General features: G+C 67.2%; 19 protein-coding genes. 12 read left to right on the top strand and 7 right to left on the bottom strand.

Going from position 1 to position 23,169, the window contains the following annotated elements; genetic code table 11:
* Positions 1-68: 68 nt before the first annotated feature.
* Positions 69-1,736 carry an AMP-binding protein gene (locus tag M1M07_RS17160; RefSeq protein WP_248674994.1) on the bottom strand — a complete coding sequence of 556 codons (1,668 nt, stop codon included), beginning with the start codon at positions 1,734-1,736 and terminating at the stop codon, positions 69-71.
* Between the two features lie 171 nt (positions 1,737-1,907).
* Between M1M07_RS17160 and M1M07_RS17155 the strand changes: the two genes are divergently transcribed.
* The 7 genes from M1M07_RS17155 (at position 1,908) to M1M07_RS17125 (ending at position 10,239) form a co-directional block, all read left to right on the top strand.
* Complete coding sequence (locus tag M1M07_RS17155; RefSeq protein WP_248674979.1) at positions 1,908-3,590, top strand: class I adenylate-forming enzyme family protein; 1,683 nt, start codon at positions 1,908-1,910, stop codon at positions 3,588-3,590.
* Positions 3,591-3,691: 101 nt separating this feature from the next.
* On the top strand, positions 3,692-4,453 hold the full coding sequence (echA20, locus tag M1M07_RS17150; protein ID WP_197251744.1) for a (7aS)-7a-methyl-1,5-dioxo-2,3,5,6,7,7a-hexahydro-1H-indene-carboxyl-CoA hydrolase: 762 nt from the start codon (positions 3,692-3,694) through the stop codon (positions 4,451-4,453).
* 13 nt (positions 4,454-4,466) lie between these two features.
* A complete protein-coding gene (ipdA, locus tag M1M07_RS17145; protein ID WP_248674978.1) occupies positions 4,467-5,366 on the top strand; it encodes a cholesterol ring-cleaving hydrolase subunit IpdA in 900 nt (299 codons plus the stop codon).
* Entirely contained in the window at positions 5,363-6,121 is a 759-nt protein-coding gene (gene ipdB, locus M1M07_RS17140) for a cholesterol ring-cleaving hydrolase subunit IpdB (RefSeq protein ID WP_248674977.1), read from the top strand. The genes ipdA and ipdB overlap by 4 nt, the downstream gene beginning before the upstream one ends.
* Positions 6,118-7,182 carry a nitronate monooxygenase family protein gene (locus tag M1M07_RS17135; protein ID WP_197251741.1) on the top strand — a complete coding sequence of 355 codons (1,065 nt, stop codon included), beginning with the start codon at positions 6,118-6,120 and terminating at the stop codon, positions 7,180-7,182. Before ipdB ends, M1M07_RS17135 begins: the two co-directional genes overlap by 4 nt.
* A 165-nt stretch (positions 7,183-7,347) precedes the next feature.
* Positions 7,348-8,121, top strand: coding sequence for an SDR family NAD(P)-dependent oxidoreductase (locus tag M1M07_RS17130; RefSeq protein WP_248674976.1), 774 nt, complete (start codon positions 7,348-7,350; stop codon positions 8,119-8,121).
* 129 nt (positions 8,122-8,250) lie between these two features.
* Complete coding sequence (locus M1M07_RS17125; protein WP_248674993.1) at positions 8,251-10,239, top strand: CocE/NonD family hydrolase; 1,989 nt, start codon at positions 8,251-8,253, stop codon at positions 10,237-10,239.
* A gap of 59 nt (positions 10,240-10,298) precedes the next feature.
* Here M1M07_RS17125 and M1M07_RS17120 read toward each other — a convergent pair whose 3' ends face one another.
* Both M1M07_RS17120 and M1M07_RS17115 read right to left on the bottom strand, forming a co-directional pair.
* Complete coding sequence (locus M1M07_RS17120) at positions 10,299-11,483, bottom strand: serine hydrolase (protein ID WP_248674992.1); 1,185 nt, start codon at positions 11,481-11,483, stop codon at positions 10,299-10,301.
* Between the two features lie 29 nt (positions 11,484-11,512).
* Entirely contained in the window at positions 11,513-13,132 is a 1,620-nt protein-coding gene (locus M1M07_RS17115) for an NAD(P)/FAD-dependent oxidoreductase (RefSeq protein ID WP_197251739.1), read from the bottom strand.
* 178 nt (positions 13,133-13,310) lie between these two features.
* On the opposite strand from M1M07_RS17115, the gene M1M07_RS17110 reads away from it, so the two are divergent.
* On the top strand, positions 13,311-15,131 hold the full coding sequence (locus M1M07_RS17110) for a sigma-54-dependent Fis family transcriptional regulator (RefSeq protein ID WP_248674975.1): 1,821 nt from the start codon (positions 13,311-13,313) through the stop codon (positions 15,129-15,131).
* 20 nt (positions 15,132-15,151) lie between these two features.
* Here M1M07_RS17110 and M1M07_RS17105 read toward each other — a convergent pair whose 3' ends face one another.
* A complete protein-coding gene (locus M1M07_RS17105) occupies positions 15,152-15,736 on the bottom strand; it encodes a TetR/AcrR family transcriptional regulator (RefSeq protein WP_197251737.1) in 585 nt (194 codons plus the stop codon).
* A gap of 97 nt (positions 15,737-15,833) precedes the next feature.
* Here M1M07_RS17105 and M1M07_RS17100 point away from each other — a divergent pair, with 97 nt between their 5' ends.
* Positions 15,834-17,240: a cytochrome P450 gene (locus M1M07_RS17100; protein WP_248674974.1), complete on the top strand. Its 1,407-nt coding sequence runs from the start codon at positions 15,834-15,836 to the stop codon at positions 17,238-17,240.
* Positions 17,241-17,264: 24 nt separating this feature from the next.
* On the opposite strand, the gene M1M07_RS17095 is transcribed toward M1M07_RS17100, so the two are convergent.
* The 3 genes from M1M07_RS17095 to M1M07_RS17085 form a co-directional block, all read right to left on the bottom strand.
* On the bottom strand, positions 17,265-17,534 hold the full coding sequence (locus tag M1M07_RS17095) for a DUF2277 domain-containing protein (protein WP_197251735.1): 270 nt from the start codon (positions 17,532-17,534) through the stop codon (positions 17,265-17,267).
* 794 nt (positions 17,535-18,328) lie between these two features.
* The gene (locus M1M07_RS17090; protein ID WP_197251734.1) at positions 18,329-19,738 is read right to left on the bottom strand and encodes an aldehyde dehydrogenase family protein; all 1,410 of its coding nucleotides are present in this window, start codon (positions 19,736-19,738) and stop codon (positions 18,329-18,331) included.
* A complete protein-coding gene (locus M1M07_RS17085) occupies positions 19,735-20,532 on the bottom strand; it encodes an SDR family NAD(P)-dependent oxidoreductase (RefSeq protein ID WP_248674973.1) in 798 nt (265 codons plus the stop codon). Before M1M07_RS17085 ends, M1M07_RS17090 begins: the two co-directional genes overlap by 4 nt.
* 138 nt (positions 20,533-20,670) lie before the next feature.
* Here M1M07_RS17085 and M1M07_RS17080 point away from each other — a divergent pair, with 138 nt between their 5' ends.
* The 3 genes from M1M07_RS17080 (at position 20,671) to M1M07_RS17070 (ending at position 23,116) form a co-directional block, all read left to right on the top strand.
* Positions 20,671-21,504 (top strand): FadR/GntR family transcriptional regulator, encoded by an 834-nt coding sequence (locus M1M07_RS17080; protein ID WP_307846146.1) that lies wholly within the window; start codon positions 20,671-20,673, stop codon positions 21,502-21,504.
* Between the two features lie 9 nt (positions 21,505-21,513).
* On the top strand, positions 21,514-22,248 hold the full coding sequence (locus M1M07_RS17075) for an alpha/beta fold hydrolase (RefSeq protein ID WP_197251731.1): 735 nt from the start codon (positions 21,514-21,516) through the stop codon (positions 22,246-22,248).
* A 67-nt stretch (positions 22,249-22,315) separates the two neighbouring features.
* Positions 22,316-23,116 carry an alpha/beta fold hydrolase gene (locus M1M07_RS17070; protein WP_197251730.1) on the top strand — a complete coding sequence of 267 codons (801 nt, stop codon included), beginning with the start codon at positions 22,316-22,318 and terminating at the stop codon, positions 23,114-23,116.
* The last annotated feature ends 53 nt before the right edge of the window (positions 23,117-23,169 follow it).

Raw genomic sequence — 23,169 nt, 5'->3', positions numbered from 1 at the left:
TCCTCACGGTAGGTGAGTCCGGAAGCGGCGGAATCGCAGGTCCCACTCGCCGGGATCCGGGGTCGGGCTCAGGCGACCGGCGCCGGGAGCAGCGCCGCGCGACCGTTCGCGACGAAGTCGCGTTCGATGTCGGCGCGGGCGGACTCGTCGAGCAGAACGTATTCGGGGGTGCGCCCGACACGCACGTAGACGGGGTCGTCGGTGTACCACGCGACCACCCGCAACGGCGCCTTGTCGATCTTGTTGCTGCCGGTCAGCGGAATCCGGTCGGTGACCCGCACGAACCGCGGCCACCACTTGTCCCCCATGTCCGGTTGTTCGGCCAGCTCACGGCCGAAGGCGACCGGGTCGAACACGGCACCGGCGTCGAGTTCGACGGCACACATCACCTGATCGCCGGTCGTCGGGTCCGGCACCGCGAACACCGGGGCCGACAGCACGCCGGGAAGGCGCTGCAGGATCCGTTCGACGGGCGCGGCGGCGAAGTTCTCGCTGTCCACGCGCAGCCAGTCCGAAGCCCGTCCCGCGAAGTAGAAGTAGCCGTCGGCGTCGCGGTAACCGAGGTCGCCGGTCCAGAAGTCGTCGCCGCGGATCCGGTCCGCGGCGGCACCCGGGTTCTCGTAGTAGCCCTCGAACGAGGCGGCCGCACCGATCGCGACGATCTGCCCGATCGCCTCCGGGTTCAGCAGCCGGCCCGTCTCGTCGAACCGAGCCCGGGGGCATTCGAGCCCCGTGTTCTCGTCGAGGATACGGGCGTCGGTGCCGCCGGCGGCGACCCCGAGCGACCCGGGCGGAGTGTCGGGGGTGCGGTTGATGCGCAGGACGCCCTCGCTCGAGCCGTAGCCCTCGATGACGGTGCAGCCGAACCGCTCGGAGAACCGGGCGACGTCGACCTCGGATGCTTCGGTGCCGAACGCCACCTCGAGGGTTCCGGTGCGGTCGCGGGGGTCCTCGGGCCGGTTCAGCACGTACGACAGGGCGCGGCCGACGTAGTTGACGAAGGTCGCGCCGAACCGGTGGATGTCCTCCGAGAAGCGGCTCGCGGAGAACTTGCGGATCAGGCCGACGGTCGCGCCGACCCGCATCGCGGTGCCGAGGTTGAGCATGACGGCGTTCCCGTGGAACAGCGGCATGCACAGGTACGCGACCGAGTCGCGGCGCATGTGGGTGCGTTCGACGAGCACGTCGACGAGCCGCCCGAGCCGGCCCTGCGTGACGATCACCGCCTTGGGGCGGCCGGTGGACCCGGAGCTGAACAGCAGCAGCGCGATGTCGTCGGCCGCGGGCACCGTGTCGGGGAGAGCGGACCCGCGGTGCGGTTCGAGGAACCGCGTGTAGGCGGACGTATCGATGTCGAGGATGCGGTCGGCGGGCAGTCCGTGGCCGGTGCCGTCGACGAGGTGCGCCAGGCGTGATTCGGTGACGAGGAGATCCACGTCGGCCTGGCGGATGTCCTCGGCGAGCTCCGGGCCGCTGCGGCTGGCGTTGATCCCCACGACCACGGCTCCGGCGAGGGCACCGGCCCCGATCCAGAACACGAAGTCCGGCACGTTCTCGAGCAGCACCCCGATGTGGCGTTGCCGGCCGGCCGGGGCGGGCACGGCCGCGACGAGCGCGGCGGCACGATCCGCGCTCTGCTGCACCACCTCGTCCCAGGTCCACTGCCGGTCCTCGAACCGCACTCCGACCTTGTCGTCGCCCTTGCGGGCACGTACGACTTCGGCGAACGTCTGCACTGCCACCTCCGAATCGTTGCCGGCGCCCGCACGCGGACGCCCGGGCAAGCACGTTAGGAGCGCGGCCACCCCGGGCATCTGTGCAGGTCCCACTCACCGGTACGTTCGGATGGCGGCGCGACGGGCGTGAGAGTCTTCGGCCGGACGTTCGGTCGAGAAGGGAGGCCCGCGATGACCGTGCCACCCGATCCGGAGCAGTACCTCGACCAGCTGGTCTCGCGTCTGACGGGGCGCGGCGGCGCCTTCGAGATCGTGATGAGCGACGTGCTGGGCGCCGAGATGCCCGTCATGCGCAACCGTGACACCGCCGTCGCGGATCTGCTGGAGCGGTCACAGGCCTGGGGCGACCGGGAGTATCTCGTGACGGCGACGCGGCGGATCTCGTTCGCCGAGCACGCGCGGGATGCGTACGCGCTCGCGGCGGCCCTGCAGCAGCGGTACGGCGTCGGGGTCGGCGACCGCGTCGCGATCCTGTCGGCGAACCGGCCCGAGTGGGTCACCGCGTTCTGGGCGACGCAGGCGCTCGGTGCGATCACCGTCGGACTGAACGCGTGGTGGGCGCAGCCCGAGATCGAATTCGGGATCCGTAACTCCGCGCCGCGGGTGGTGTTCGCGGACGAGCCGCGCGCCGAGGCCCTCTCCGGGCGCAGCCCGCACGGCACGATCGTGCTGACCGTCGAGGACGATTTCCCGCGGCTGATCGCCGAGTTCGCCGGGATGCGACCGCCGCCGCCGCGCGTGGACGAGGACGATCCGGCCGTCCTACTCTACACCTCGGGTACGAGCGGCGACCCGAAGGGCGCGTTGCATTCACAGCGGAATCTGTTGGCGGTCACGGACTATCACCGGTTCGCCGATGCGATCTCCACGACTTGGTGCGGGGAGGTGTACGACCGGGACGCCCCGCACGAGGCGCGGTACCTGCTGACCTCTCCCCTGTGCCACATCACCAGCCTGCACAACACGATCGTCCCGCGGCTCGCGACCGGCAGCACCGTCGTGATGAACCAGGGATGGTTCGACGTGCACCGCGTCCTCGAGATCATCGAGAACGAGCAGATCACGCATTGGAACGCGGTCCCCTCGATGGCCGCGCGGATGCTCGAGATCCCCGACCTGGACCGGTACGACCTGGGTTCGCTGACCCGGTTCACCCTGTCGTCGGAACCGACGTCCCCCGAGTTCAAGCAGCGGTTGCGGGAGCGGCTGCCGTTCGGCCGGTACGCGGTCGTCGACAGCTACAGCATGACCGAGTGCAGCACGTCGATCGCGGTGGCCAGCGCGCAGGATCTCGAGCGGTATCCGGGCACGGTGGGTCCACCGGTGATCACGGTGAGCATGGAGATCCGGGACGAGCACGGCGGGTGGCTGCCGGACGGTCACGTCGGCGAGGTGTGCGTGCGCAGCCCGTTCGTGATGCTCGGCTACTGGGGCGACGAGGCCGCGACCGCGGCGGCGATCACCCCCGATCGGTGGCTGCGGACCGGCGACCTGGGCGTGGTCGAGAACGGCCGGCTGCGCCTGCTGGGCAGGCGTGCCGATCTGATCCGGCAGAACGGCGAGGACATCTACCCGTCGGAGATCGAACGGGTACTCGGCGGGCACCCCGCCGTGCGGGAATGCCTGGTCATCGGCGATCCGCATCCCGAGTGGGGTGAGGAGGTGTGCGCGGTCGTCGTTCTCGCCCCCGGAAGGGAGGCGACGAAGGAGGAACTGACCGCCTATCTCGCCGATCGGCTCGCGTACTTCAAGGTGCCCACCCGCTGGAAGATCACGCGGAATCTTCTGCCGCGCAACACAACCGGCAAGATCGTCCGGCGTCACCCCTGGACGGAAGACCCGTCCGGGCACTGAGTCCGGCTCCACCACCACATGGCGGACCCTGTGCCGCGGAGCGGGCGTGTGCTAGCTTACCAAGCAATCGCTTGGTTCGGTACCGACGTAAGGAACATGCCATGGGCATCACCTCCACCTCCGACGGCGCGGGAATCACCACGGTCACCGTCGACTACCCGCCCGTGAACGCCATTCCGTCCGCCGGGTGGTTCGAACTGGCCGACGCGGTCCTCGCCGCCGGCAAGGACCCGGACACCCACGTCGTGATCCTGCGGTCCGAGGGTCGCGGCTTCAACGCCGGCGTGGACATCAAGGAAATGCAGGCCACCGAGGGGTACGACGCGCTCATCGCCGCCAACCACGGCTGCGCCGCCGCGTTCTCCGCCGTCTACGACTGCGAGGTCCCGGTCGTGGTCGCCGTCAACGGCTTCTGCGTGGGCGGCGGCATCGGCCTGGTCGGCAACGCAGACGTCATCGTCGCGTCCGACGACGCGGTCTTCGGGCTTCCCGAGGTCGACCGCGGCGCGCTCGGCGCCGCCACCCACCTGTCGCGCCTGGTCCCGCAGCACCTGATGCGCACCCTGTACTACACGGCGCAGAACGTCACCGCGCAGCAGCTGCACCACTTCGGCTCCGTCTACAAGGTGGTACCGCGCGCCGAACTCGACGCCGCCGCCCGCGAGGTCGCCGGCCTGATCGCCGCGAAGGACACCCGCGTGATCCGCCGCGCGAAGGAAGCGATCAACCGCATCGACCCGGTGGACGTGAAGAACGCCTACCGCCTCGAACAGGGATTCACCTTCGAGCTGAACCTCGCCGGCGTCGCCGACGAGCACCGCGACGAATTCGTCGCGACCGGCAAGCCGCGCGCGAACAAGTAGGGAGAGAAAAACAGTGCGTGACAAGAGGATTACTCTCGACGACGCCGTCGGGCAGCTGCGCAGCGGCATGACCATCGGACTCGGCGGCTGGGGTTCGCGACGCAAGCCCATGGCGTTCGTGCGCGCGATCCTGCGCTCGGACGTGAAGGATCTGACCGTCGTCACCTACGGCGGACCGGACCTGGGCCTGCTGTGCTCGGCCGGCAAGGTCAAGAAGGCGTACTACGGTTTCGTGTCGCTCGATTCGGCCCCGTTCTACGATCCGTGGTTCTCCAAGGCCCGCACCGAGGGCGCCATCGTCGCCCGCGAGATGGACGAGGGCATGGTCAAGTGCGGCCTCGAAGCCGCCGCCGCGCGCCTGCCGTTCCTGCCGATCCGCGCCGGCCTCGGCTCGGACGTGCAGAACTTCTGGGGCGACGAACTGCAGACCGTCACCTCCCCCTACCCGGACGCCTCCGGCAAGCACGAGACGCTGATCGCGATGCCCGCCCTGAACCTGGACGCGGCCTTCGTGCACCTGAACATCGGTGACGCCCACGGCAATGCGGGTTACCAGGGCGTCGACCCGTACTTCGACGACCTGTACTGCCTGGCCGCCGAGAAGCGCTTCGTCTCCGTGGAGAAGATCGTCGAGACCGAGCAGCTCGTCAAAGAGGTTCCGCTGCAGCAGCTGATCCTCAACCGCATGATGGTCGACGGTGTCGTCGAGGCCCCGAACGGCGCCCACTTCACCCTCGCCGGCGAGTCCTACGGCCGGGACGAGAAGTTCCAGCGCCACTACGCCGAGGCCGCCAAGACACCCGAGTCGTGGCAGGCCTTCGTCGACCGGTTCCTGTCCGGATCCGAGGACGACTACCAGGCCGCCGTCGAGAAATTCCACGCGGATTCCGAAAAGACTGGGGAGCAAGCATGACCTCCACCGAGACCATCACGCGCGCCGAGTACTGCGCGATCGCGTGCGCCGACATCTTCGCCGGGGCCGGCGAGATCATGGCCAGCCCGATGTCGACGATGTCGCAGATCGGTGCGCGCCTGGCGCGCCTGACCACCGAGCCCGACCTGCTCATCACCGACGGCGAGGCACTGATCCTCGCCGACACCCCCGCGGTCGGTGCGAAGGGTGCGATCGAGGGCTGGATGCCGTTCCGCAAGGTGTTCGACGTCGTCGCCTCCGGTCGGCGCCATGTCGTCATGGGCGCCAACCAGATCGACCGCTACGGCAACCAGAACCTGTCGGCGTTCGGCCCGCTGCAGCAGCCGACCCGCCAGATGTTCGGCGTCCGCGGCGCCCCGGGCAACACCATCAACCACGCCACCAGCTACTGGGTCGGCAAGCACAACAAGCGCGTGTTCTGCGACAAGGTCGACGTCGTCGCCGGTGTGGGCTGGGACAAGGTCGATCCGGAGAACCCGGCATACAAGTACCTGAACGTGTACCGCGTCGTCACCAACCTCGGCGCCTTCGACTTCGGCGGCCCCGGCCACACCTTCCGCGCGCTGAGCCTGCACCCCGGCGTCACCGCCGACGAGGTCGCGGACAACACCTCCTTCGAGGTCGCGGACCTGGCCGACGCCGGGGTCACCCGCGAACCCACCGCCGAGGAACTGCGGATCATCCGTGAGGTCCTGGATCCGAGGAACCTGCGCGACCGCGAGGTCGCCGCATGAGCACCCCCCATATCGAGACGGCGCTGACGAAGCTGGTCGGGATCGAGCATCCGATCGTGCAGACCGGCATGGGCTGGGTGTCCGGCCCCCGCCTGACCGCGGCCACCTGCAATGCCGGCGGGCTCGGCATCCTGGCGTCCGCGACGATGACCTACGACGAGCTCGAGGCCGCCGTCGCGAAGACGAAGTCGTTGACGGACAAGCCTTTCGGCGTGAACATCCGCGCCGACGCGTCGGACGCCGCGCAGCGCATCGACCTGCTCATCCGCGAAAACGTCAAGGTCGCCTCGTTCGCGCTGGCACCGAAGAAGGATCTGATCGCCAAGCTCAAGGATCACGGCATCGTCGTGATCCCGTCGATCGGCGCCGCCAAGCACGCGGTGAAGGTCGCGTCGTGGGGCGCCGACGCGGTGATCGTCCAGGGCGGCGAGGGTGGCGGCCACACCGGTGGTGTCGCCACGACGCTGCTGCTGCCGTCCGTGCTCGACGCCGTCGACATCCCGGTGGTCGCCGGGGGCGGATTCTTCGACGGCCGCGGGCTCGCGGCGGCGCTGGCGTATGGTGCGGCGGGCGTGGCCATGGGTACCCGGTTCCTGCTCACCAGCGACTCCGCGGTGCCGGATTCGGTGAAGCAGCAGTACCTTTCGCGCGGGCTGCAGGACACCACCGTGTCCGTGAAGGTCGACGGCATGCCGCATCGGGTCCTCAACACGGACCTGGTCGACGCGCTCGAGAAGTCCAGCTATGCGAAGGGACTCGTCGCGGCGACGAAGAACGCGATGAAGTTCAAGTCGATGACCGGCATGAAGTGGTCGACGCTCGTCAAGGACGGGTTGGCCATGAAGCGGTCCGGCGACCGGACGTGGCAGCAGATCATCATGGCCGCGAACACCCCGATGCTGCTCAAGGCCGGACTGGTCGAGGGCAACACCGAAGCCGGGGTGCTGGCGTCCGGTCAGGTGGTCGGCATGATCGACGATTTGCCGAGCTGCCGGGAACTGATCGACCGCATCGTGGCCGAGGCCGTCGAACGCATCGACGCACTGGCTGCGCTGCGCTGATTCCGCCGCACCCGGCTTTCGCAGCACCGAAGCGCCGTCCCGCTTTTCCGTCGCGGGGCGGCGCTTCGGCGTGCGGGGTACTTCCCAGAGCCACCGTCGTCCGTTAACGTCAAGAATAACGTTCTTGAGAACGAGAACACCATTTTCTGACGAGAGGGCAGCTCGATGACCGACGCGATACCCGCACCGTTCGACCGATTCCGTCTCGACGGCAGGGTCGCATTGATCACCGGCGGCAGCCGTGGCATGGGCAAGGAGATCGCGCTCGCATTCGCCCGCGCCGGGGCCGACGTCGTCGTCGCGAGCCGCAAGATCGAGAACTGCGAGAAGGTGGTCGCCGAGATCGAGGAGACCACCGGCCGGCGAGCCCTCGCCTACGCCTGCCACATGGGCCACTGGGACGAGATCGAAGGACTCGTCGACGCCGCCTACGCGACCTTCGGACGCATCGACATCCTCGTCAACAACGCCGGCATGTCCCCCGTCTACCGGAACATCGCCGATGTCACCGAGGCGCTGTGGGACAGCGTGCTGGGACTGAATCTCAAAGGGCCGTTCCGGCTCACCCAGCTCGTCGGTCCCCGAATGAAGGAGCAGGGCAGCGGCTCGATCATCAACGTGAGCAGCAGTGGCTCGCTGCACCCTTCCGGCGCGTTCATCCACTACGCCTCCGCCAAGCGCGGTCTCAACGCCATGACCGAGGGTTTCGCCGACCTGCTCGCGCCCGAGGTGCGCGTCAACACCCTCATGCCCGGCCCCTACCGCACGGACATCTCCAATGCCTGGACCCCGGAACAGATCCGGCAGTCGGGTGAGGCCGTGCACCTGAAGCGGATCGGTGAACCCCACGAAATCGTGGGCGCTGCACTGTTTCTCGCGAGCGACGCGTCGAGTTTCACCACCGGGACCATCGTCCGGTCCGACGGCGGATTCCGCTGAACAAATAGCGGACACCCGTGCGCAGATCGTTGACCCACCCCACCGATCGGGATACGTTTTCCGGGGTTTTCACCGTCGAGATGGGGGTTCCGGGTGAAGAGACGATTCCTGCGCGGGGCGATCGCGTCGGTGGCCGTCGCCGCCACCACAGTCGCCGCCGCGATCACCGCGACACCGGTTGCCGGCGCCGATCCGTCCGGCGGGACCGACGCTGCCGCGTGGCAGGCCGCGGTCGACGCACCCGACGCGTACCCGAACACCGCCGTCGAATGGGACGTCCCCATCACGATGAGCGACGGCACCGTCCTGCGCGCCAACGTCTTCCGCCCCGCGGACGCGAACGGAACACCGATCGCGGAGCCCACCCCCGTCGTCCTCAACCTCACGCCCTACACCAAGCTGCTCTCGACCCTGGGAACCGTCGTGGCCGACGACCCCACCCTCGCCCCGCTGGTCGAGGGCCTCGGCGACACGCTGAACTTCGCCGCCCCGTACGACGGGGTCACCGAGCTCGCGAAGACGACCGGCGGCGGACTCGTGCAGGTCTTCGGACTCAACCGCGACCTCGTGCAGAACGGCTACACGCAGGTCATCGTCGACGTCCGCGGCACCGGATTCTCGCAGGGTGAATGGCAGGTCCTCGGCCCGCGCGAACAGCAGGACACCGTCGAGGTCATCGACTGGGCGTCGAAGCAGCCGTGGTCGAACGGCCGCGTCGGCACCAGCGGTGTGTCCTACTCGGCGATCAACCAGTTGCAGGGTGCGGGTCTGCAACCGGCCGCGCTCGACGCGGTGTTCGCGGTGGAACCCGGCAACGACCTGCTGCGCGACATCGTCGGCACCGGCGGCGCACTCGGTATCGGATTCATGCCGATGTGGCTCACCCTCGTCAACGGGCTCAAGTGGATCCCGGATGTGCAGGCCCTGCTGCAGGGCAACTTCGACGCGCAGTGGCTGCGCGACCGGATGGCCGACCCCGCCACCAAACTTCCCGAACTCGTCGAGGCGGTCACAGCCCCCACCGTCGAAGGGGTCTCCCCCAACGCACTCGAGGTCGCGCAGGACGGACCGTTCTACCAGGACCGCACCGCGAATCTCGAGTCGATCGAAGTGCCCAGTTTCGTGTACGGGGGCTGGCACGACATCTTCGCCAACAGCGAGCCGGACATCTACAACCGCATCCCGGTCGCGCCGGGCGAGAAGCAGCTGATGATGGGCGACGGCTACCACGTCGTCGCCGGTACCGACTTCGGCAGGCCGGGCTTCCCGCCGAAGCTCGGCACCCTGCAGCGCGCCTGGTTCGACCACTGGCTCAAAGGAATCGACAACGGCATCGAGAACTACGGGCCGGTCACCCTGTTCCAGCAGGGCGGCGGATGGACCACCACCGATCAGTTCCCCCGTGCCGGTGCCGAATTCGAGAAGTTCTATCTGTCCGGCGCCCCGAGCGGCACCGCGGGCCACGCCGCCTTCGACGGAAGCCTCACGCCCGAGGCGCCCTCCGGCACCCAGGATCTGACGATCGCGCCGGGTCTGCGCGGGTTCTGCTCGCGCGAATCGGCCGTCGGCACCGCCGGAATCACGGTGCTGCTCGGTTCGAACTGCACCAAGGACGCCCGCTTCAACGAGGCGGAGGGTCTGACGTTCACCGGCGCCCCGGTCACCGAACCGACCGAGATCTCCGGCGCGATCAACGTGCACCTGAACACCGTCCTCGACGCCCCCGACGGCTTCTGGTCGGTGACCGTGAACGACGTGGCGCCCGACGGCCGTTCGACCGTCCTGACCTCCGGTTCGCTCGTCGCGTCGCTGCGCGCGATCGACGACTCCCGCAGCACCTTCACCCCCGCCGGCGACTACGCCCACGCCGTCCCGTACCTGACGCTCGACACGCGGGAGACCCTCGAGACCGGTGTGCCCACCCGCCTGGACATCTCGACGGTGCTCACCGACGCGATCCTGCAACCGGGTCACCGGCTCCGGATCGACGTGTACGCGTCGAGCGTGCCGCGGTCGCTGCCACTGGGTCCGATGCTTCACGACAGCGGTCTGAAACCGCAGCACATCCGGCTCGATCCGTCCGCGCCGAGCTTCGCCACCGTCCCGATCGTGCGGTAGTTCCCCGACCGGCACACGCAGGGACGCGCTCGGGCCGAGCCCGAGCGCGTCCCCCCGGCTCACCGTCGGTCGAGCGACGCGTACAGCGCCGATTCGAATTCGAGGTAGCCACCGAACGAGGTGGGATCACCGAACGGCAGGATCTGGGTCGCCCAGAATCCCCCGTATCCGGACTGTCGATCGATCCAGTAGAACAGGTTGGCGAGCCCCGCCCACCCCAGTGCACCGGCGGGTCGCCCGGTGGGAGCCTGCTGGTTGTTGATCATGAACGGCAGCGACCACGATTTCGAGATCCCGGGGAAGAACTCGGCGTCGTTCGACAGCGACGGGATGACGCCGGGCAGCGGTGTCACGGGAAGCTCCCCGAGATGATTCTGCACGGCCATCCGGACCGTCTCCGGTCGCAGGACCTGCCCGTGTTCACCCTTTCCGTCGTTCAGCCACATCCGGATGAACCGCATGTAGTCACCGACAGTGCCGTACAGGCCGTGACCCCCCATGTGCACTTCCGGCGGGGACGGCAGTTCGAAGTCCATCACGGAAAGCGATCCGTCGGAATTGCGGGCGTGCATCCCGGCCAGATCGGCACGGCGCGTGTCGTCGAGTTCGAAGGTCATGCTCTCGATGCCGAGCGGCTCGAAGATCCCGGCAGAGAACACGTCGCCGAGCCGGTTCCCGGTGATCGCCTCGATCACCCGGCCGCACCAGTCGAGGTTGCTGCCGTACTCCCAACGGTCCCCGGGGTCGAACAACAGCGGAGTGTCCAGTGCCTGCTTCGTGGCGGTGATGACGCTCGGCTGTCCCTTCTCCTCCGCCAGGCGCCGGTACTTCTCGTTGAAGAAGTCGTAGCCGAATCCGGCGGTGTGGGTGAGCAACATGCGGGTGGTGATGTCGCGGCGGGGTTCTCGAAGCACCGGTTCGCCGGAGTCGTCGAACCCCTCGATGACCTGGACGCTTCCCAGCTCCGGAACGTACTTGCCCGCCGGCGCGTCGAGGTCGAGGCGGTTCTGCTCCACCAGCTGCAGTGCCGCGGTCGCGGTGAAGGCCTTCGTCGTCGAGAAGAGCGCGAAGACATCGTCCGTCGTCATCGCCGCGTCCTGGTCGATTCGGCGCTTTCCCGCCGCGCCCTCGTAGACGTTGCCTTCCCGGTCGGTCACCATCGCGACCACTCCCGGCACCGGCGCCTCGGCGGTGACAGTCTTGTTCAGGATCGCATCGACGGATGCGCGAAGTGCTTCGGTCATGATCTGTCGTCCCTTCACGGTGTCGGTGCTCATCGCAGTTCGAATCCCTTGTAGCCGGCAGCGGCGGCCTCGAGCGTCTTCTCCCGATAGGTGCCGACACCGCCGGTGTACGACAGCACCCGGCGCGGCTTGCCCTCGACATTCGAGCCGGTGTACCAGGAGTTCGTCTTCGAGATCAGGTTCGCGGCGGCGGTCTCGTCATGGTGGGCGACCCACGCGGCCTCCCCCTCCTCGGTCGCCTCGATCACGGTGTAGCCGTTCTTCCGCATGTACCGGATGCACTCGTCGATCCACTCGGTCTGCTGCTGCAGGCAGGTGGTCATGTTGCACAGCGCCGCGGACGGGGCGAGGGGAACAGCGGTGGTGAGCATGTTCGGGTAGCCGTGCACCATCAGCCCCATCGTCGTGCGGATGTCCCGCGACCAGTCGTCCTTCAGCAACCGTCCGCCGACACCGCGGATGTCGATGCGGGTCAAGGCGCCGGTGCCCGCGTCGAAACCGGTGGCCAGGATGATCACGTCCAGCTCGTACAGGGTGCCGTCGGCGAGCAGCACCCCTTCGGGCACGATGCGGGAGATCGGGTTCTCGCGCACGCCCACCGCCGTGACGTTGGGTCGGTGGTAGACCTCGAGGTAGCCGGTTTCGAGCGGCACCCGGTGGGTGCCGAACCCGTAGTCCTCGGGGATCAGGAGCCGGCACAGTTCCGGGTCGACCAGCCGCGCCCGCATCTTCTCCCGCACGAACTCGGAGATCTCGTCGCTGACGGCCTCGTCGAAGAACATCTCGGCGAACGACGCCAGCCACATCTGCAGCGATCCGTTCTCGTAGATCTCCTCGAGCACCTCGCGTCGTTGCTCGGGCGTCAACTCGTCCCACACGTATCGGAAGTCGTATTCGAAACCGGTGAAGGTGTGCGGCAGCGTGCTACGGAGTTCCTCGAAGCGGGCCTTGTACGCCGCCACGTCGTCAGCGCTGTACGACGGGTTCTTCATCGGGAGCACATACTGCGGCGTGCGGACGAACACCGTCAGGTCCGCGACCTCGTCGACGATGGTCTGGATGACCTGGATACCCGTGGCGCCGGTGCCGATCACGCCGACCCGCTTGCCCGCGATCTCGGCTCCCTCACGCGGCCAGCGCGAGGTGTGGAAGATCTGCCCCGCGAAGTCCTGCTGTCCCGGGAACAGGTCCTGCAGCGGCGCCGAGAGCATCCCGCAGCACGTGATGAGGAACTGCGTGTCCACGACCTCTCCGCTGTCGGTCCGCACGGTCCACCGGCCCGACTTCTCGTCGTATTCGGCGCTCGTGACGGTCGTGGAGAACGAGATGTCCCGGCGAAGGTCGAGCGCATCGGCCACGTAGTGCATCCACCGTTCGATCTCGGGCTGAGCGGGGAACCGCTGGCTCCAACTCCAGTTCTTGTAGAGCTCTTCCGAGAACAGGTACTGGTAGATGTAGGCCTCCGAATCGAAGCGCGCACCGGGGTAACGGTTCCAGTACCACGTCCCCCCCACGTCGGCGGCGGTCTCGAACACGCGGACGTTCAGTCCCTGTTCCCGCAACAGGTGCAGTTGGTAGAGGCCGGCCACCCCCGCGCCGATGATCAGGGCGTCCAGAGTGCGGTGGGCAGTTGGTGTACCGATAGCCATTGTTCGACCCTTTCCTGTGATGTGTATCACGACTGCGAACAATGCTTCCGCTGTCCCAAGAGGCCGGACTGTCCCAAGATCGGACAGCCGGGAGGTCGCCAGACTCGGGAAACGAGCCGATAATGATGTGACGCAGGTCTCATTTTCGGACAAATCGAATCGCAAGAAGGGTGCATCCATGGTCGACGAGCGCGAGCGACTGCGCATTGCCGCGGCGCGAGCGGACTTCCTCGAATACGGGAGCGCCGGAGCAGCCGGGGTTCCCGACGTCGTTGCCGCCTCGTGGCAGCGCAGCCAGTCCGCCGGCGTCGATTACGCAACGTTCCACGTGGAGTATCACGACGACATCGACTTCGATTCGCGACTGGTACGGTGCGCACGACCGGTCCTCGAGCGACTCTCCGCCGACATCGCGGATGTCCCCGTCGGTATCGCGCTCACCGACGCCCACGCCCGCATCGTCGATCGCCGCGACTGCTCCAATTTCGTCGGCAGGCTGCTCGATCGGGTCGATTTCCTGCCCGGGTTCAGCTACGCAGAACAGGGTGTGGGAACCAACGGTATCGGCACCGTCTTCGAATCCGGTTCTGCGATCAGCATTGTGGGCCCCGAACATTTCAACGACGCACTGGTGCAGTTCGCCTGCACCGGCGCGCCGATTCTGGATCCCATCTCCGGCAGGATCGAAGGCGTCCTCGACGTCAGCATGCTCGCCGAGAGCTGGTCCCCGCTCCTGCACGCCCTGGTCAAGTCCGCAGCCATGGACATAGGCCGCAATCTGCTCCTCGACCGGAACCAGGCGGAGCAGGCGTTGTTCGAGATGTACGTCAAGGCCGATTCGCGTCCGCGTCAAGCGGTCATGGCGATCGGCGAGACCGTGATCATGAACCGGCGCTCACAGAACATGTTCACCCCGGAGGAACAACTCGCGATCCACGAGCACGCGCGTTTCCTCATGACCCGACGCGACCGCAGCGCGGAATCGATTTCGCTGCCTTCGGGCCGGACCGTCCACATCCGCGCCACCAGGATCCTGTGCGGCGACGAGGTTGCGGGAATGGTTCTGCTTCTCGACGACAACACCCCGGACAATGCCGGCACTCCGGCGGTCGACCGGACGCTTCCCGCGGTCGACGCACCGGACCCCCGAACCACCGCCATCGCATCCGGACTTCACAACCCGCCACCATCGATCACCGAAAGCCGCTGTCCGGCATGGAAACAGGCGTGCGACTCGATCATCGAGTCACTCGGACGACGGGAGAACCTGCTCGTCCTCGGCGAACCCGGGACAGGGAAGTTCACTCTCCTCGCGGAGCTGTTCCATCGGATGTACCCGTCCGGCCGGAGCATCGCGATCGACGCGGACAGCGTGACGCGGCAGGGTGAGCTCACTGCGGTCGACACGACCACCTCGACATTGCTGATCGTCCGGAATCTCGACCGGCTCACCACCTACGGCGTCGACGTTCTCAACGAGTTCTTCGATTCCCTGGATCTCGATACGAGAAACTTCATCGTCGCCGCGACACTGTCGGACACCGGCATCGAGTCCGACCTGCCCTGCAAAGACGTCCTGGCGAACTTCGACCAGTCGGTGACCGTCCCCGCGATCCGGTTCCGATCCGTCGACTTCCCTCGTCTCGTCGACAGGACGCTCCGCGAAATCGCCCCCGAGCGCCGGATCCGACTGAGTCCGGAGGCGATGCGTGTCCTGGGCGCCTACTCGTGGCCACGGAACATGACTCAGCTGCGCGAAGCGCTTCACAGCGCCGTGCTGAAACGTCCGGTCGGTGAGATCCAGGCCGATGATCTCCCCGGCTACTGCCGGTCGACGAGTACTCGCACCCTCAGTGTGCTCGAGGCTACCGAACGGGACGCGATCGTCGCCGCGCTCCGCGAGTGCGACGGAAACCGCGTCCGCGCCGCAGAAATGCTCGGGATGGCGCGAAGCTCGTTGTACCGCAAGCTCAAGACCTACGGAGTCACGGAGATCTGAGGCGGCAGCCGGGTCACGACTCAACCGAGCCGATCGCCGAGCAGTCCGGCGAGCGCAGCGAGGCACAGTTCGCGCATTTGCACGGTGGTGACGCCAGGGCGGTCCAGCCAGTCGACACACACACTGCGCACGAACGCGATCCACCCGCGCACCGCGAGTTCGACGAGTTCGCGGTCCCCGTCGGACGGCGCGAGCGCGTCGACGATGCGCCGCTGCTGCACGTCGAGTTCCGCGTCGACGATGCCGCGGATGCTCGCATCGGCGGAGGCGGCACCGCGGTTGACCGCCAGCACACCCTGCGCGTGCGACTCGATGTATTCCAGATAGGCGTCGAGTCCCGCGGCGATCCGGTCGTGCACCGACAGCGCCGGATCGGGTTCGGTGACGACGAGCAACCGGTCGGACTCGCGTTGCACGACCGCCGCCATGAAGTCGCGCTTGGTCGGAAAGTAGTGGTACATCAGGCCCCGCGAGACACCGGCGAGCTCCGCGACCTCCTCGATGCGCACGTCCTCGTAGGCGTGCTGCGAGAACAACCGGGCACCGATGTCCAGCAGCTCGGTGCGCCGCTGGTCGGGGCTCAGTCGTCGCCGTGGTGATGCCACGTCGCCAATCTAGCGTCTTGACAGCGCCCGATCCGGGCGTAGCGTGACTACTGTACGTCGGTTCAATAAGAGTTCGAACTGTCCGGGGGACGAACAGATGGCCGTGGCCACATCACACGTGTTCGACACCGAGATCCCGCACCCGCCGTGGCGCCTGCCCGTACTCGGCGACGTGCTGGGAATGTCCGTGAGCACGCCGGTGCAGGATTCGATGGAGTTGCACCGCCGGCTCGGCCCGGTCTTCGAACGTCGGCCGTTCGACCTGCGGTTCGTGTTCGTGTGCTCCGGCGAACTCACCGCCGAACTGTCCGACGACCGCCGCTTCGCCAAACACCTGGCACCCGGAGTCGAAGCGCTGCGCAGCCTGGGCGGGGACGGACTGTTCACCGCATACAACGACGAACCCAACTGGCGCCGCGCGCACGACCTGCTCGCCCCCGCCTTCACGCAGTCGGCCATGCGCTCCTACCACGCGACGATGCTGGATGTGACCGCCGATCTGCTCGCGCACTGGGATCGGCGCGCGGCCGAGGACGGACGCGTGGACGTGGCCGCCGACATGACGAAACTGACCCTCGAGACGATCGGCCGCACCGGATTCAGCTATTCGTTCGGCCCGTTCGAGCGCGACCGTCCGCATCCGTTCGTCGAGGCGATGGTCGGTGGTCTGGCGTTCTCGCAGCGCAGCGCCCTACGGAGGCTACCGGTCGTCGGGCGGCACTTGTTCCCTCGGCAGAAGCGGCAGTACCTCCTGGATCGCGCGTATCTGCACCGGGTCGTCGACGAGGTGATCCGCGAGAGGCAGGCCGCCGGCGAGACCGGGCACGACGATCTGCTCGAACTCATGCTGCGGGCGGCGCGGGAGAACGACCCGAACCGGATCGACGACGAGAACATCCGCAACCAGGTTCTCACCTTCCTGGTCGCCGGCCACGAAACCACTTCCGGTGCATTGTCGTTCGCGCTGTACTACCTGATGCGCAACCCCGAGGTGTTCGCCCGCGCGCGGGCCGAGGTCGACGCGGTGTGGGGCGAGGACGTTCCGGCCTTCGAACAGGTCGCGAAGCTGCGGTACGTGCGGCGGGTGCTCGACGAGGCACTGCGGCTGTGGCCGACCGCGCCCGGGTACGCCCGCGAGGCACGCGAGGACACGACGCTGGGCGGACGGTACCGGCTGTGCAAGGGCGACTGGGTTCTCGTGCTGCTCCCGGCGGTGCACCGCGATCCCGAGGTATGGGGCCCCGACGCCGAGACGTTCGATCCGGATCATTTTCTGCCGGAACGGGTTCGGGCGCGCCCGGGGCACGTGTACAAGCCCTTCGGCACGGGTGAGCGCGCCTGCATCGGGCGTCAGTTCGCCCTGCACGAGGCCACCCTGGTTCTGGGAAGTCTGTTGCGGCGCTTCGATTTCAACCTCGATCCGAATTATCGGCTGCGGGTCGCCGAACGGCTCACCCTGATGCCGCGGGACCTGTGTCCCACGGTGTCGGTGCGCGCCCGCTGAGCTCGTTATCCGGCCAGCGGCGAGTCAGCCGCGCGCCGCGATGCGCGCCTGCACCTCGGGGCGCCGCAACGGCGGGACGCTCGCCGGGGGTTGTCGTCGCTCCGGCAGGGCCGCGAGCAGTCGCGTGGTGGTCGCGGCGACCTCCGCGACCGCCTGTTCGAACGGTTCCCGGGTCGTGTCGGACAGCTTGTGGATGCCGCTGACCTTACGCACGTATTGGCGCGCGGCGGCTTCGATCTCCTCCGCCGTGGCAGCAGGTTCGAGTCCGCGGAGTTCGGTGATGTTCCGGCACATGGCTCCGAGGGTAGTCCCGCCGCCCGACACCACCCGGTTGAATACGGACGTATGCCCCACATCCCCTGGAGGGTCGATCCGACCACTCCGGAAGTCGCGGGTGCCGCGGCGACGCATGACTGTCCCTCACGCCACGCACCGCCCGTCTCCGGGGCGGCGGCTCCCGCTGGAACAAGATCGGCCGGCGCCGCGCGCTCGGCTCGGCACTGCGCTGGAAGGCCCGACCGACAGGGGGGTTCGGGTCGAGCCTTCCAGCAGTTCGGGCCACCGGCGGGGATGGGTGGCCCAACCGTTCCCGGAATCAGGGGGAGTAATCCGGGAACGGGTGTTCGGTGTGCCGGCGTGAAGCCCCTCCACTGCCTGTCGCCGGTCCTGACACGAATGATTCACTGCCTAACTGTTCTCCTCCGTGCCGCCTCGATCCGTGGCGCGGGTCCGCCGGACCGTGATGGACCGAGACATCGACTCGGCTCCACCCGTGGAGGACCGCTCGACGCTGATCAGCTCCGGCCGCCCGGTGCCGGCGGGCAAGAGGACTTGCCCCACGGCGGCGGCCGAACTGTGCCGGGGGTGGTGCCCATCTCCGATCCACACCCCCTCGCTGTCGGAGCCCCGATCGGCAACGAAACGAGCCGGCCGTGCACGGAATCCGTTCTGCGTGCCATCGCCGGCGCCGACGCCGGCGATGGCGATGGCGATGACGATGACGAAGGGGCTTCCGAGCACATTCCCGGTGCAGGGAGCATGCGGCCGTGCGACCGATGCGGTGATCGGTTACACGGCCGCCGGTTCGCTCAGATCCGTGGATAGCCTGCGGGCAGCCCGGGTCGCATCGCGGTCCACACGCTCTTGTTCCGGGTAAGTTGCTGGATCGATTCGAGCCCACCTTCCGCGCCGTAGCCGGACAGGCCGAAGCCGCCGCCGGGGACCATGTCGTGCACGATCCGGTAGGTATTCAGCCAGATCATGCCGGCGCGGATGTCGCGGGCCATGCGGTGAACCCGGCCCGAGTCGGAGGTCCACACACCCGCCGCCAGCCCGAACTGTGTACTGTTCGCCAGCGCCACCGCTTCCTCCTCATCCCGGAATCGCATCACGGAGAGGACCGGCCCGAAGATCTCGTCCTGCATGATGGGCATGTCGACGGTGACATCGGTGAAGATGGTCGGGGGGACGTAGTAGCCGCCGCGCAGCCGCTCGTCGTCCGGCACGGCACCGGAGGCGGCTACGGTCGCACCCGCGTCGCGACCGGCCTGGATCATGGCGAGGGTCTTGTCGCGCTGGGTGGCGGTGACGTGTGGGCCGACCTGCGTCGCTTCGTCCTCGGGGTCGCCGACACGTAGTGCTGACACCCGATCGGCGAGACGTTCGAGGAACGCGTCGGGAACGCCGTCCTGCAGCAGCAGTCGAGATCCGGCGATACACATCTGACCGGTCGAGGCGAACACACCGACCATGATCGCGTCCATCGCTTCGTCGAGATCGGCGTCGGCGAACACGATCTGCGGCGACTTGCCGCCGAGTTCCTGGATCGTGGGTGTCAGGTTGTTCGCGGCCGATCGGGCGATGTGCTTCCCTGTCTCGTGGAACCCGGTGAAGCAGATCAGATCCGTCTCGGAATGTGCCACGAGAGCGGCGCCGATGTCGCCGGCACCGGTGACGATCTGAACCACGCCGTCCGGGATCCCCACCTCGCGGCAGGCCTCTGCGATCATCAGCGCTGTCAGCGGGGTTTCGAGGGCCGGCTTGAGGACGATGACGTTACCGGTCGCGAGAGCGGTGACGATCTTGCGGATCGCGAAGATATACGGAACATTCCACGGAATGATGCCGACCACGATCCCGTACGGTTCACGGACCGTGTAGGCGTGGAAGTCACCGGGAACAGGTACCGTGGTGCCGTAAATCTTGTCGGCCCAACCTGCCCAGTACCGTACCGATGAGGGCATCCGGGATGCCTCGGCGCGGGTCTCGCGGATAGCCTTGCCGGTGTTGCGCGCCTCGGTCAGCGCGATGGCTTCGGTCTGCTCCTCGAGACGATCGGCGAGCGCGAAGAGCAGTGCCGACCGTTCCGTTCCGGACAGGCGACGCCACACCTCGGAGGCGGCGCGGGCGCGGGCGAACACTGCGTCGATATCGCTCGGGTCGGTGTCCGCGACCTCGGTGAGAACTTCGCCCGTTGCGGGACGGTAGATCGTGGTCACGACGCGTCTCCCGTGGTGGTCGTGGGCTGGAGGCTGCCCGCGGATCCGGCAGTCAGGCCGCCGTCGATGACGAGTTCGCTTCCCGTCATGTAGGACGACTCGTCGGACAGCAGGAACACGACGCCCTGCGAGATTTCCCGCGGGTCGGCGAGTCGGCCCACCGGGGTGCGGGCGACGGAGTCGGCGAGTCCGCCGACGCGGCGCAGTCCGTCGAGGAAGGGGGTGTCGACCAGACCCGGTAACACCGTGTTGACCCGAATCCCGTCGGGCGCAAGTGCCAGAGCAGCGCTCTTGGTCATCATGCGCACCGCACCCTTTGTCGCCTGGTAGGCGAAGCCGACTCGGGAGGCGAAGAACCCGAGTGTCGACGCGACGTTGACGATCGAACCGCCGCCCGATTCCTTGATGACAGGGGCGATCGTGCGCATCCCGAGAAACATCCCGGTCTGGTTGATCGACACGGTGCGGGCCCACTCCTCGTCGGTGGTGCCCAGTACGTCACCGTTCGACGGGATACCGGCGTTGTTGACCAATCCGTCGATACGGCCGAATCGCGAACGCACCGCGTCCGCGGCGGCGGCCCAGTCGGCGGAGGACGTGACGTCCACCGGGTGGAAGAGCGCGTCATGTCCGGCGCCACGCATCGACTCGGCGGCAGCCTCTCCCGTTTCCCTGTTGACGTCGGTGATTACGACCCGCGCGCCCTCTTCCGCGCACGCCCAGGCGTGCGCGAGGCCCTGGCCCTGGCCTGCGCCGGTTATGACCAGCACCTTGTATGCGAGTCGTACGGTCATGTCTTGTCACTCCTGAAGTCTGTTCTCGTGGGGGGGTGGAACTGCCGGTGCCGGCAAAGGCCGGGGGCGTTCCGGTCGTGTGCACGGGGGATCGGTCGGCAACGCCGTGTCGATTTGTGGGTGACGGGTTGACCTTCGATGCGAGTGAGCCTAATCTCATCTTCCGATTGGTGCAACCAGTCAAACAGAAAAGCAATCAACAACTACTCCGGGTGTCACAGACGGGCATCGACCGATTTGTGTCGAGTGGTACGAGAGGATGACCACATGCCTTTTGAGATCAAACGAGTGCCCATTCACGACCAGGTCCGGGATCACCTCCTGGATCTGATTCGCTCCGGAAGCTTTCCGCGCAACTCCGCGCTTCCACCCGAACGTGAACTCGCCGCGACCCTCGGCGTCTCACGACACTCGTTGCGACAGGCACTCGCATCTCTGGAGACCGTGGGCCTGATCGAGGCCCGCCACGGGTCCGGTGTGTACCTGACCGAGCGCCCATCAGACGAGGCCGTCGTCCGGGTGTCAGATGTCCTCCTCGCGCCGGATCGGTCGCTCGTGGATGTGCTCGAGGCGCGCCTCGCAATCGAGCCGTTCATCGCGGCCACCGCTGCGGAACGCAGGACCGACGACGACATCGCGGACATACGTGCAGGGACCGAGCAGGACGAACGGACCACGGAAGGGATAACCCGCGCTGCGATCGACTTTCATCAGTGGCTTGTGGGAACCACCCGAAATCCGGTGCTGCAGGGCATAATGCGCTCCCTCACAACGGGCGAACACGGCATCGCGGAGCTACTCGCAAAGGAACCGGGCGAAGCCGGTCACTGGCACGTCCACCACGAGGAGTTGATCGATGCGGTCGTCGCAGGCAACGCAGATCTGGCGCGCCGGCTGATGACGGAACATATCGAAGAGATCCTCGCGATCGCCCGTACGGACGTCGGATCAGAGGAGGGTCGAACCCAGTAAGGAGCGCGTATGCCCGGCAATGAGACAGTCGTTTTTCTTCCGGGACTGAACAATTCGTCGTCGGTCTGGCGACAGGTGATTGAAGCATTGCCGGCCGGTATCGGCGGTCGAGCAGTGGATCTCCCACTGCTCGAGGACATCGACTCGATCGCGGACACGGTGGTCGCCGACCTGCCCGAAAAGTTCGTCCTGGTCGGACACTCCTTCGGCGGCTACGTAACTCTCTCGGCGCTTGAGCGGCACCCCGATCGGATCCGGGGCATCGTGCTGGTGAACAGCTCGTGCCGTGCGGACAACGATCAGCAGCGTTCGACCCGGATCGCCCGGATCGAGCAGCTGACTCCGGAGAACTACGAGCAGATTGCGATGTCGGTTGTCGACGTCAGCTATCACCAGGACAGCATCGGCCCCGGCGCCGCTTCGGCGGAACGCCTTCTGGCAGAACGTAGATCGATGCTCCGCGAATACGGCTTCGAGAGGTTTGTCGCGCACAGCCGTGCCGCGGCGCACCGGCCGGATCGCACCGATGTTCTCCGCACCGCGACAGCCCCCGTGTTGGTCGTCGCGGGTGACGACGACCGTGTGATCCCGACCCCCGATCAACAGGCGATGGCACTGGACGTCGGCGCGAGCATGCGGGTACTGGCCCGAGCCGGCCACATGCTCCCCGCCGAACAGCCGGACGCTCTTGCCGACGTCCTCGCCGAATGGCTGCAGAAGCACAGTTCTGCCACGGCCCACTGACTTCTTTCCCGACCGCGCCGGCCGTGAGCCGCCCGCGCGCACAACCCACCGCAGAATCGGAGACCACATGCCCGTCGATACCCCTTTGCCTCAGCACGTCATCACCGGAGACGGTCCCACCACCGTCTTCCTACTGCACGGCGCCTACGGTGACGGACGCTACTTCGATCACACCCGGGACGTGCTCGTCGACGCGGGATACCGGGTCGTGGTCTGGGACTGCCCTGGCTATGCCGGTACCCCGATACCTCAGGACAGCTCGATCGATGCGCATGCACACGCGCTGGCCGACCTCGTCGCGGCCGTCGGCGGTGAGCGCAACGTGCTGCTGGGCCACTCCATGGGCGGTCTCATCGCTCCCCACGCGGCCAACCTGATCGGCGATCGTGTGCACGGGCTCGTTCTGTCCCATACCAGTCCGGGACTCAACACCTTCTCACCGGAGGACCAAGCACGGTTCATAGCCGAACGGATCGACCCGATCGAGGACGGTCGGAGCGTGGCCGAGTACGCCCCCGAGTTGCTCGTGTCGATGATGCGTGAGGGCGCATCGGGACCGCTCGTCCAGCGGGTCGTCGACGTGATCTGTGCGATGTCGACGGACACTTTCAAGGCCTCGATGCGTGCCATCGTGGATTACGACGGCGTCCCGGCGCTGCGCTCGGTTGCGGTGCCCACCCTCGTCATTGCCGGTGAACTCGACTCAGCCTGCCCCCCAGCGGGATTGCGGAGGATCCATGAGCTGGTCACCGACTCGGAGTACCACGAACTCTCCGGCGTCGGGCACTACGGATTCGCGGAGGAGCCGGAAAAGTACGAGCGCATCGTCATCCGTTTCCTTGCCGACCTGACTGCCAGCGCGCACTGAATTCCAACCAACACCAGCAACATCCGAGACTCACGACGATACACCCGGATGGA

This window comes from Rhodococcus sp. HM1 (assembly GCF_023218075.1).
GTDB lineage: Bacteria > Actinomycetota > Actinomycetes > Mycobacteriales > Mycobacteriaceae > Rhodococcus.
Note: the sequence above shows the minus strand (reverse complement) of the source record. Positions and strands in the feature narration are given on the sequence as shown.

What these genes read in the sequence shown, in the direction of transcription:
- M1M07_RS17085 (WP_248674973.1), bottom strand. Translation starts at nt 20,532, where the DNA reads ATGACCGTACGACTCGCATACAAGGTGCTGGTCATAACCGGCGCAGGC.
- M1M07_RS17135 (WP_197251741.1), top strand. Translation starts at nt 6,118, where the DNA reads ATGAGCACCCCCCATATCGAGACGGCGCTGACGAAGCTGGTCGGGATC.
- M1M07_RS17075 (WP_197251731.1), top strand. Translation starts at nt 21,514, where the DNA reads ATGCCCGGCAATGAGACAGTCGTTTTTCTTCCGGGACTGAACAATTCG.
- M1M07_RS17120 (WP_248674992.1), bottom strand. Translation starts at nt 11,483, where the DNA reads ATGACCGAAGCACTTCGCGCATCCGTCGATGCGATCCTGAACAAGACT.
- M1M07_RS17080 (WP_307846146.1), top strand. Translation starts at nt 20,671, where the DNA reads ATGCGAGTGAGCCTAATCTCATCTTCCGATTGGTGCAACCAGTCAAAC.
- M1M07_RS17095 (WP_197251735.1), bottom strand. Translation starts at nt 17,534, where the DNA reads ATGTGCCGGAACATCACCGAACTCCGCGGACTCGAACCTGCTGCCACG.
- M1M07_RS17100 (WP_248674974.1), top strand. Translation starts at nt 15,834, where the DNA reads ATGGCCGTGGCCACATCACACGTGTTCGACACCGAGATCCCGCACCCG.
- M1M07_RS17115 (WP_197251739.1), bottom strand. Translation starts at nt 13,132, where the DNA reads ATGGCTATCGGTACACCAACTGCCCACCGCACTCTGGACGCCCTGATC.
- ipdB (WP_248674977.1), top strand. Translation starts at nt 5,363, where the DNA reads ATGACCTCCACCGAGACCATCACGCGCGCCGAGTACTGCGCGATCGCG.
- M1M07_RS17155 (WP_248674979.1), top strand. Translation starts at nt 1,908, where the DNA reads ATGACCGTGCCACCCGATCCGGAGCAGTACCTCGACCAGCTGGTCTCG.
- M1M07_RS17070 (WP_197251730.1), top strand. Translation starts at nt 22,316, where the DNA reads ATGCCCGTCGATACCCCTTTGCCTCAGCACGTCATCACCGGAGACGGT.
- M1M07_RS17130 (WP_248674976.1), top strand. Translation starts at nt 7,348, where the DNA reads ATGACCGACGCGATACCCGCACCGTTCGACCGATTCCGTCTCGACGGC.
- echA20 (WP_197251744.1), top strand. Translation starts at nt 3,692, where the DNA reads ATGGGCATCACCTCCACCTCCGACGGCGCGGGAATCACCACGGTCACC.
- M1M07_RS17110 (WP_248674975.1), top strand. Translation starts at nt 13,311, where the DNA reads ATGGTCGACGAGCGCGAGCGACTGCGCATTGCCGCGGCGCGAGCGGAC.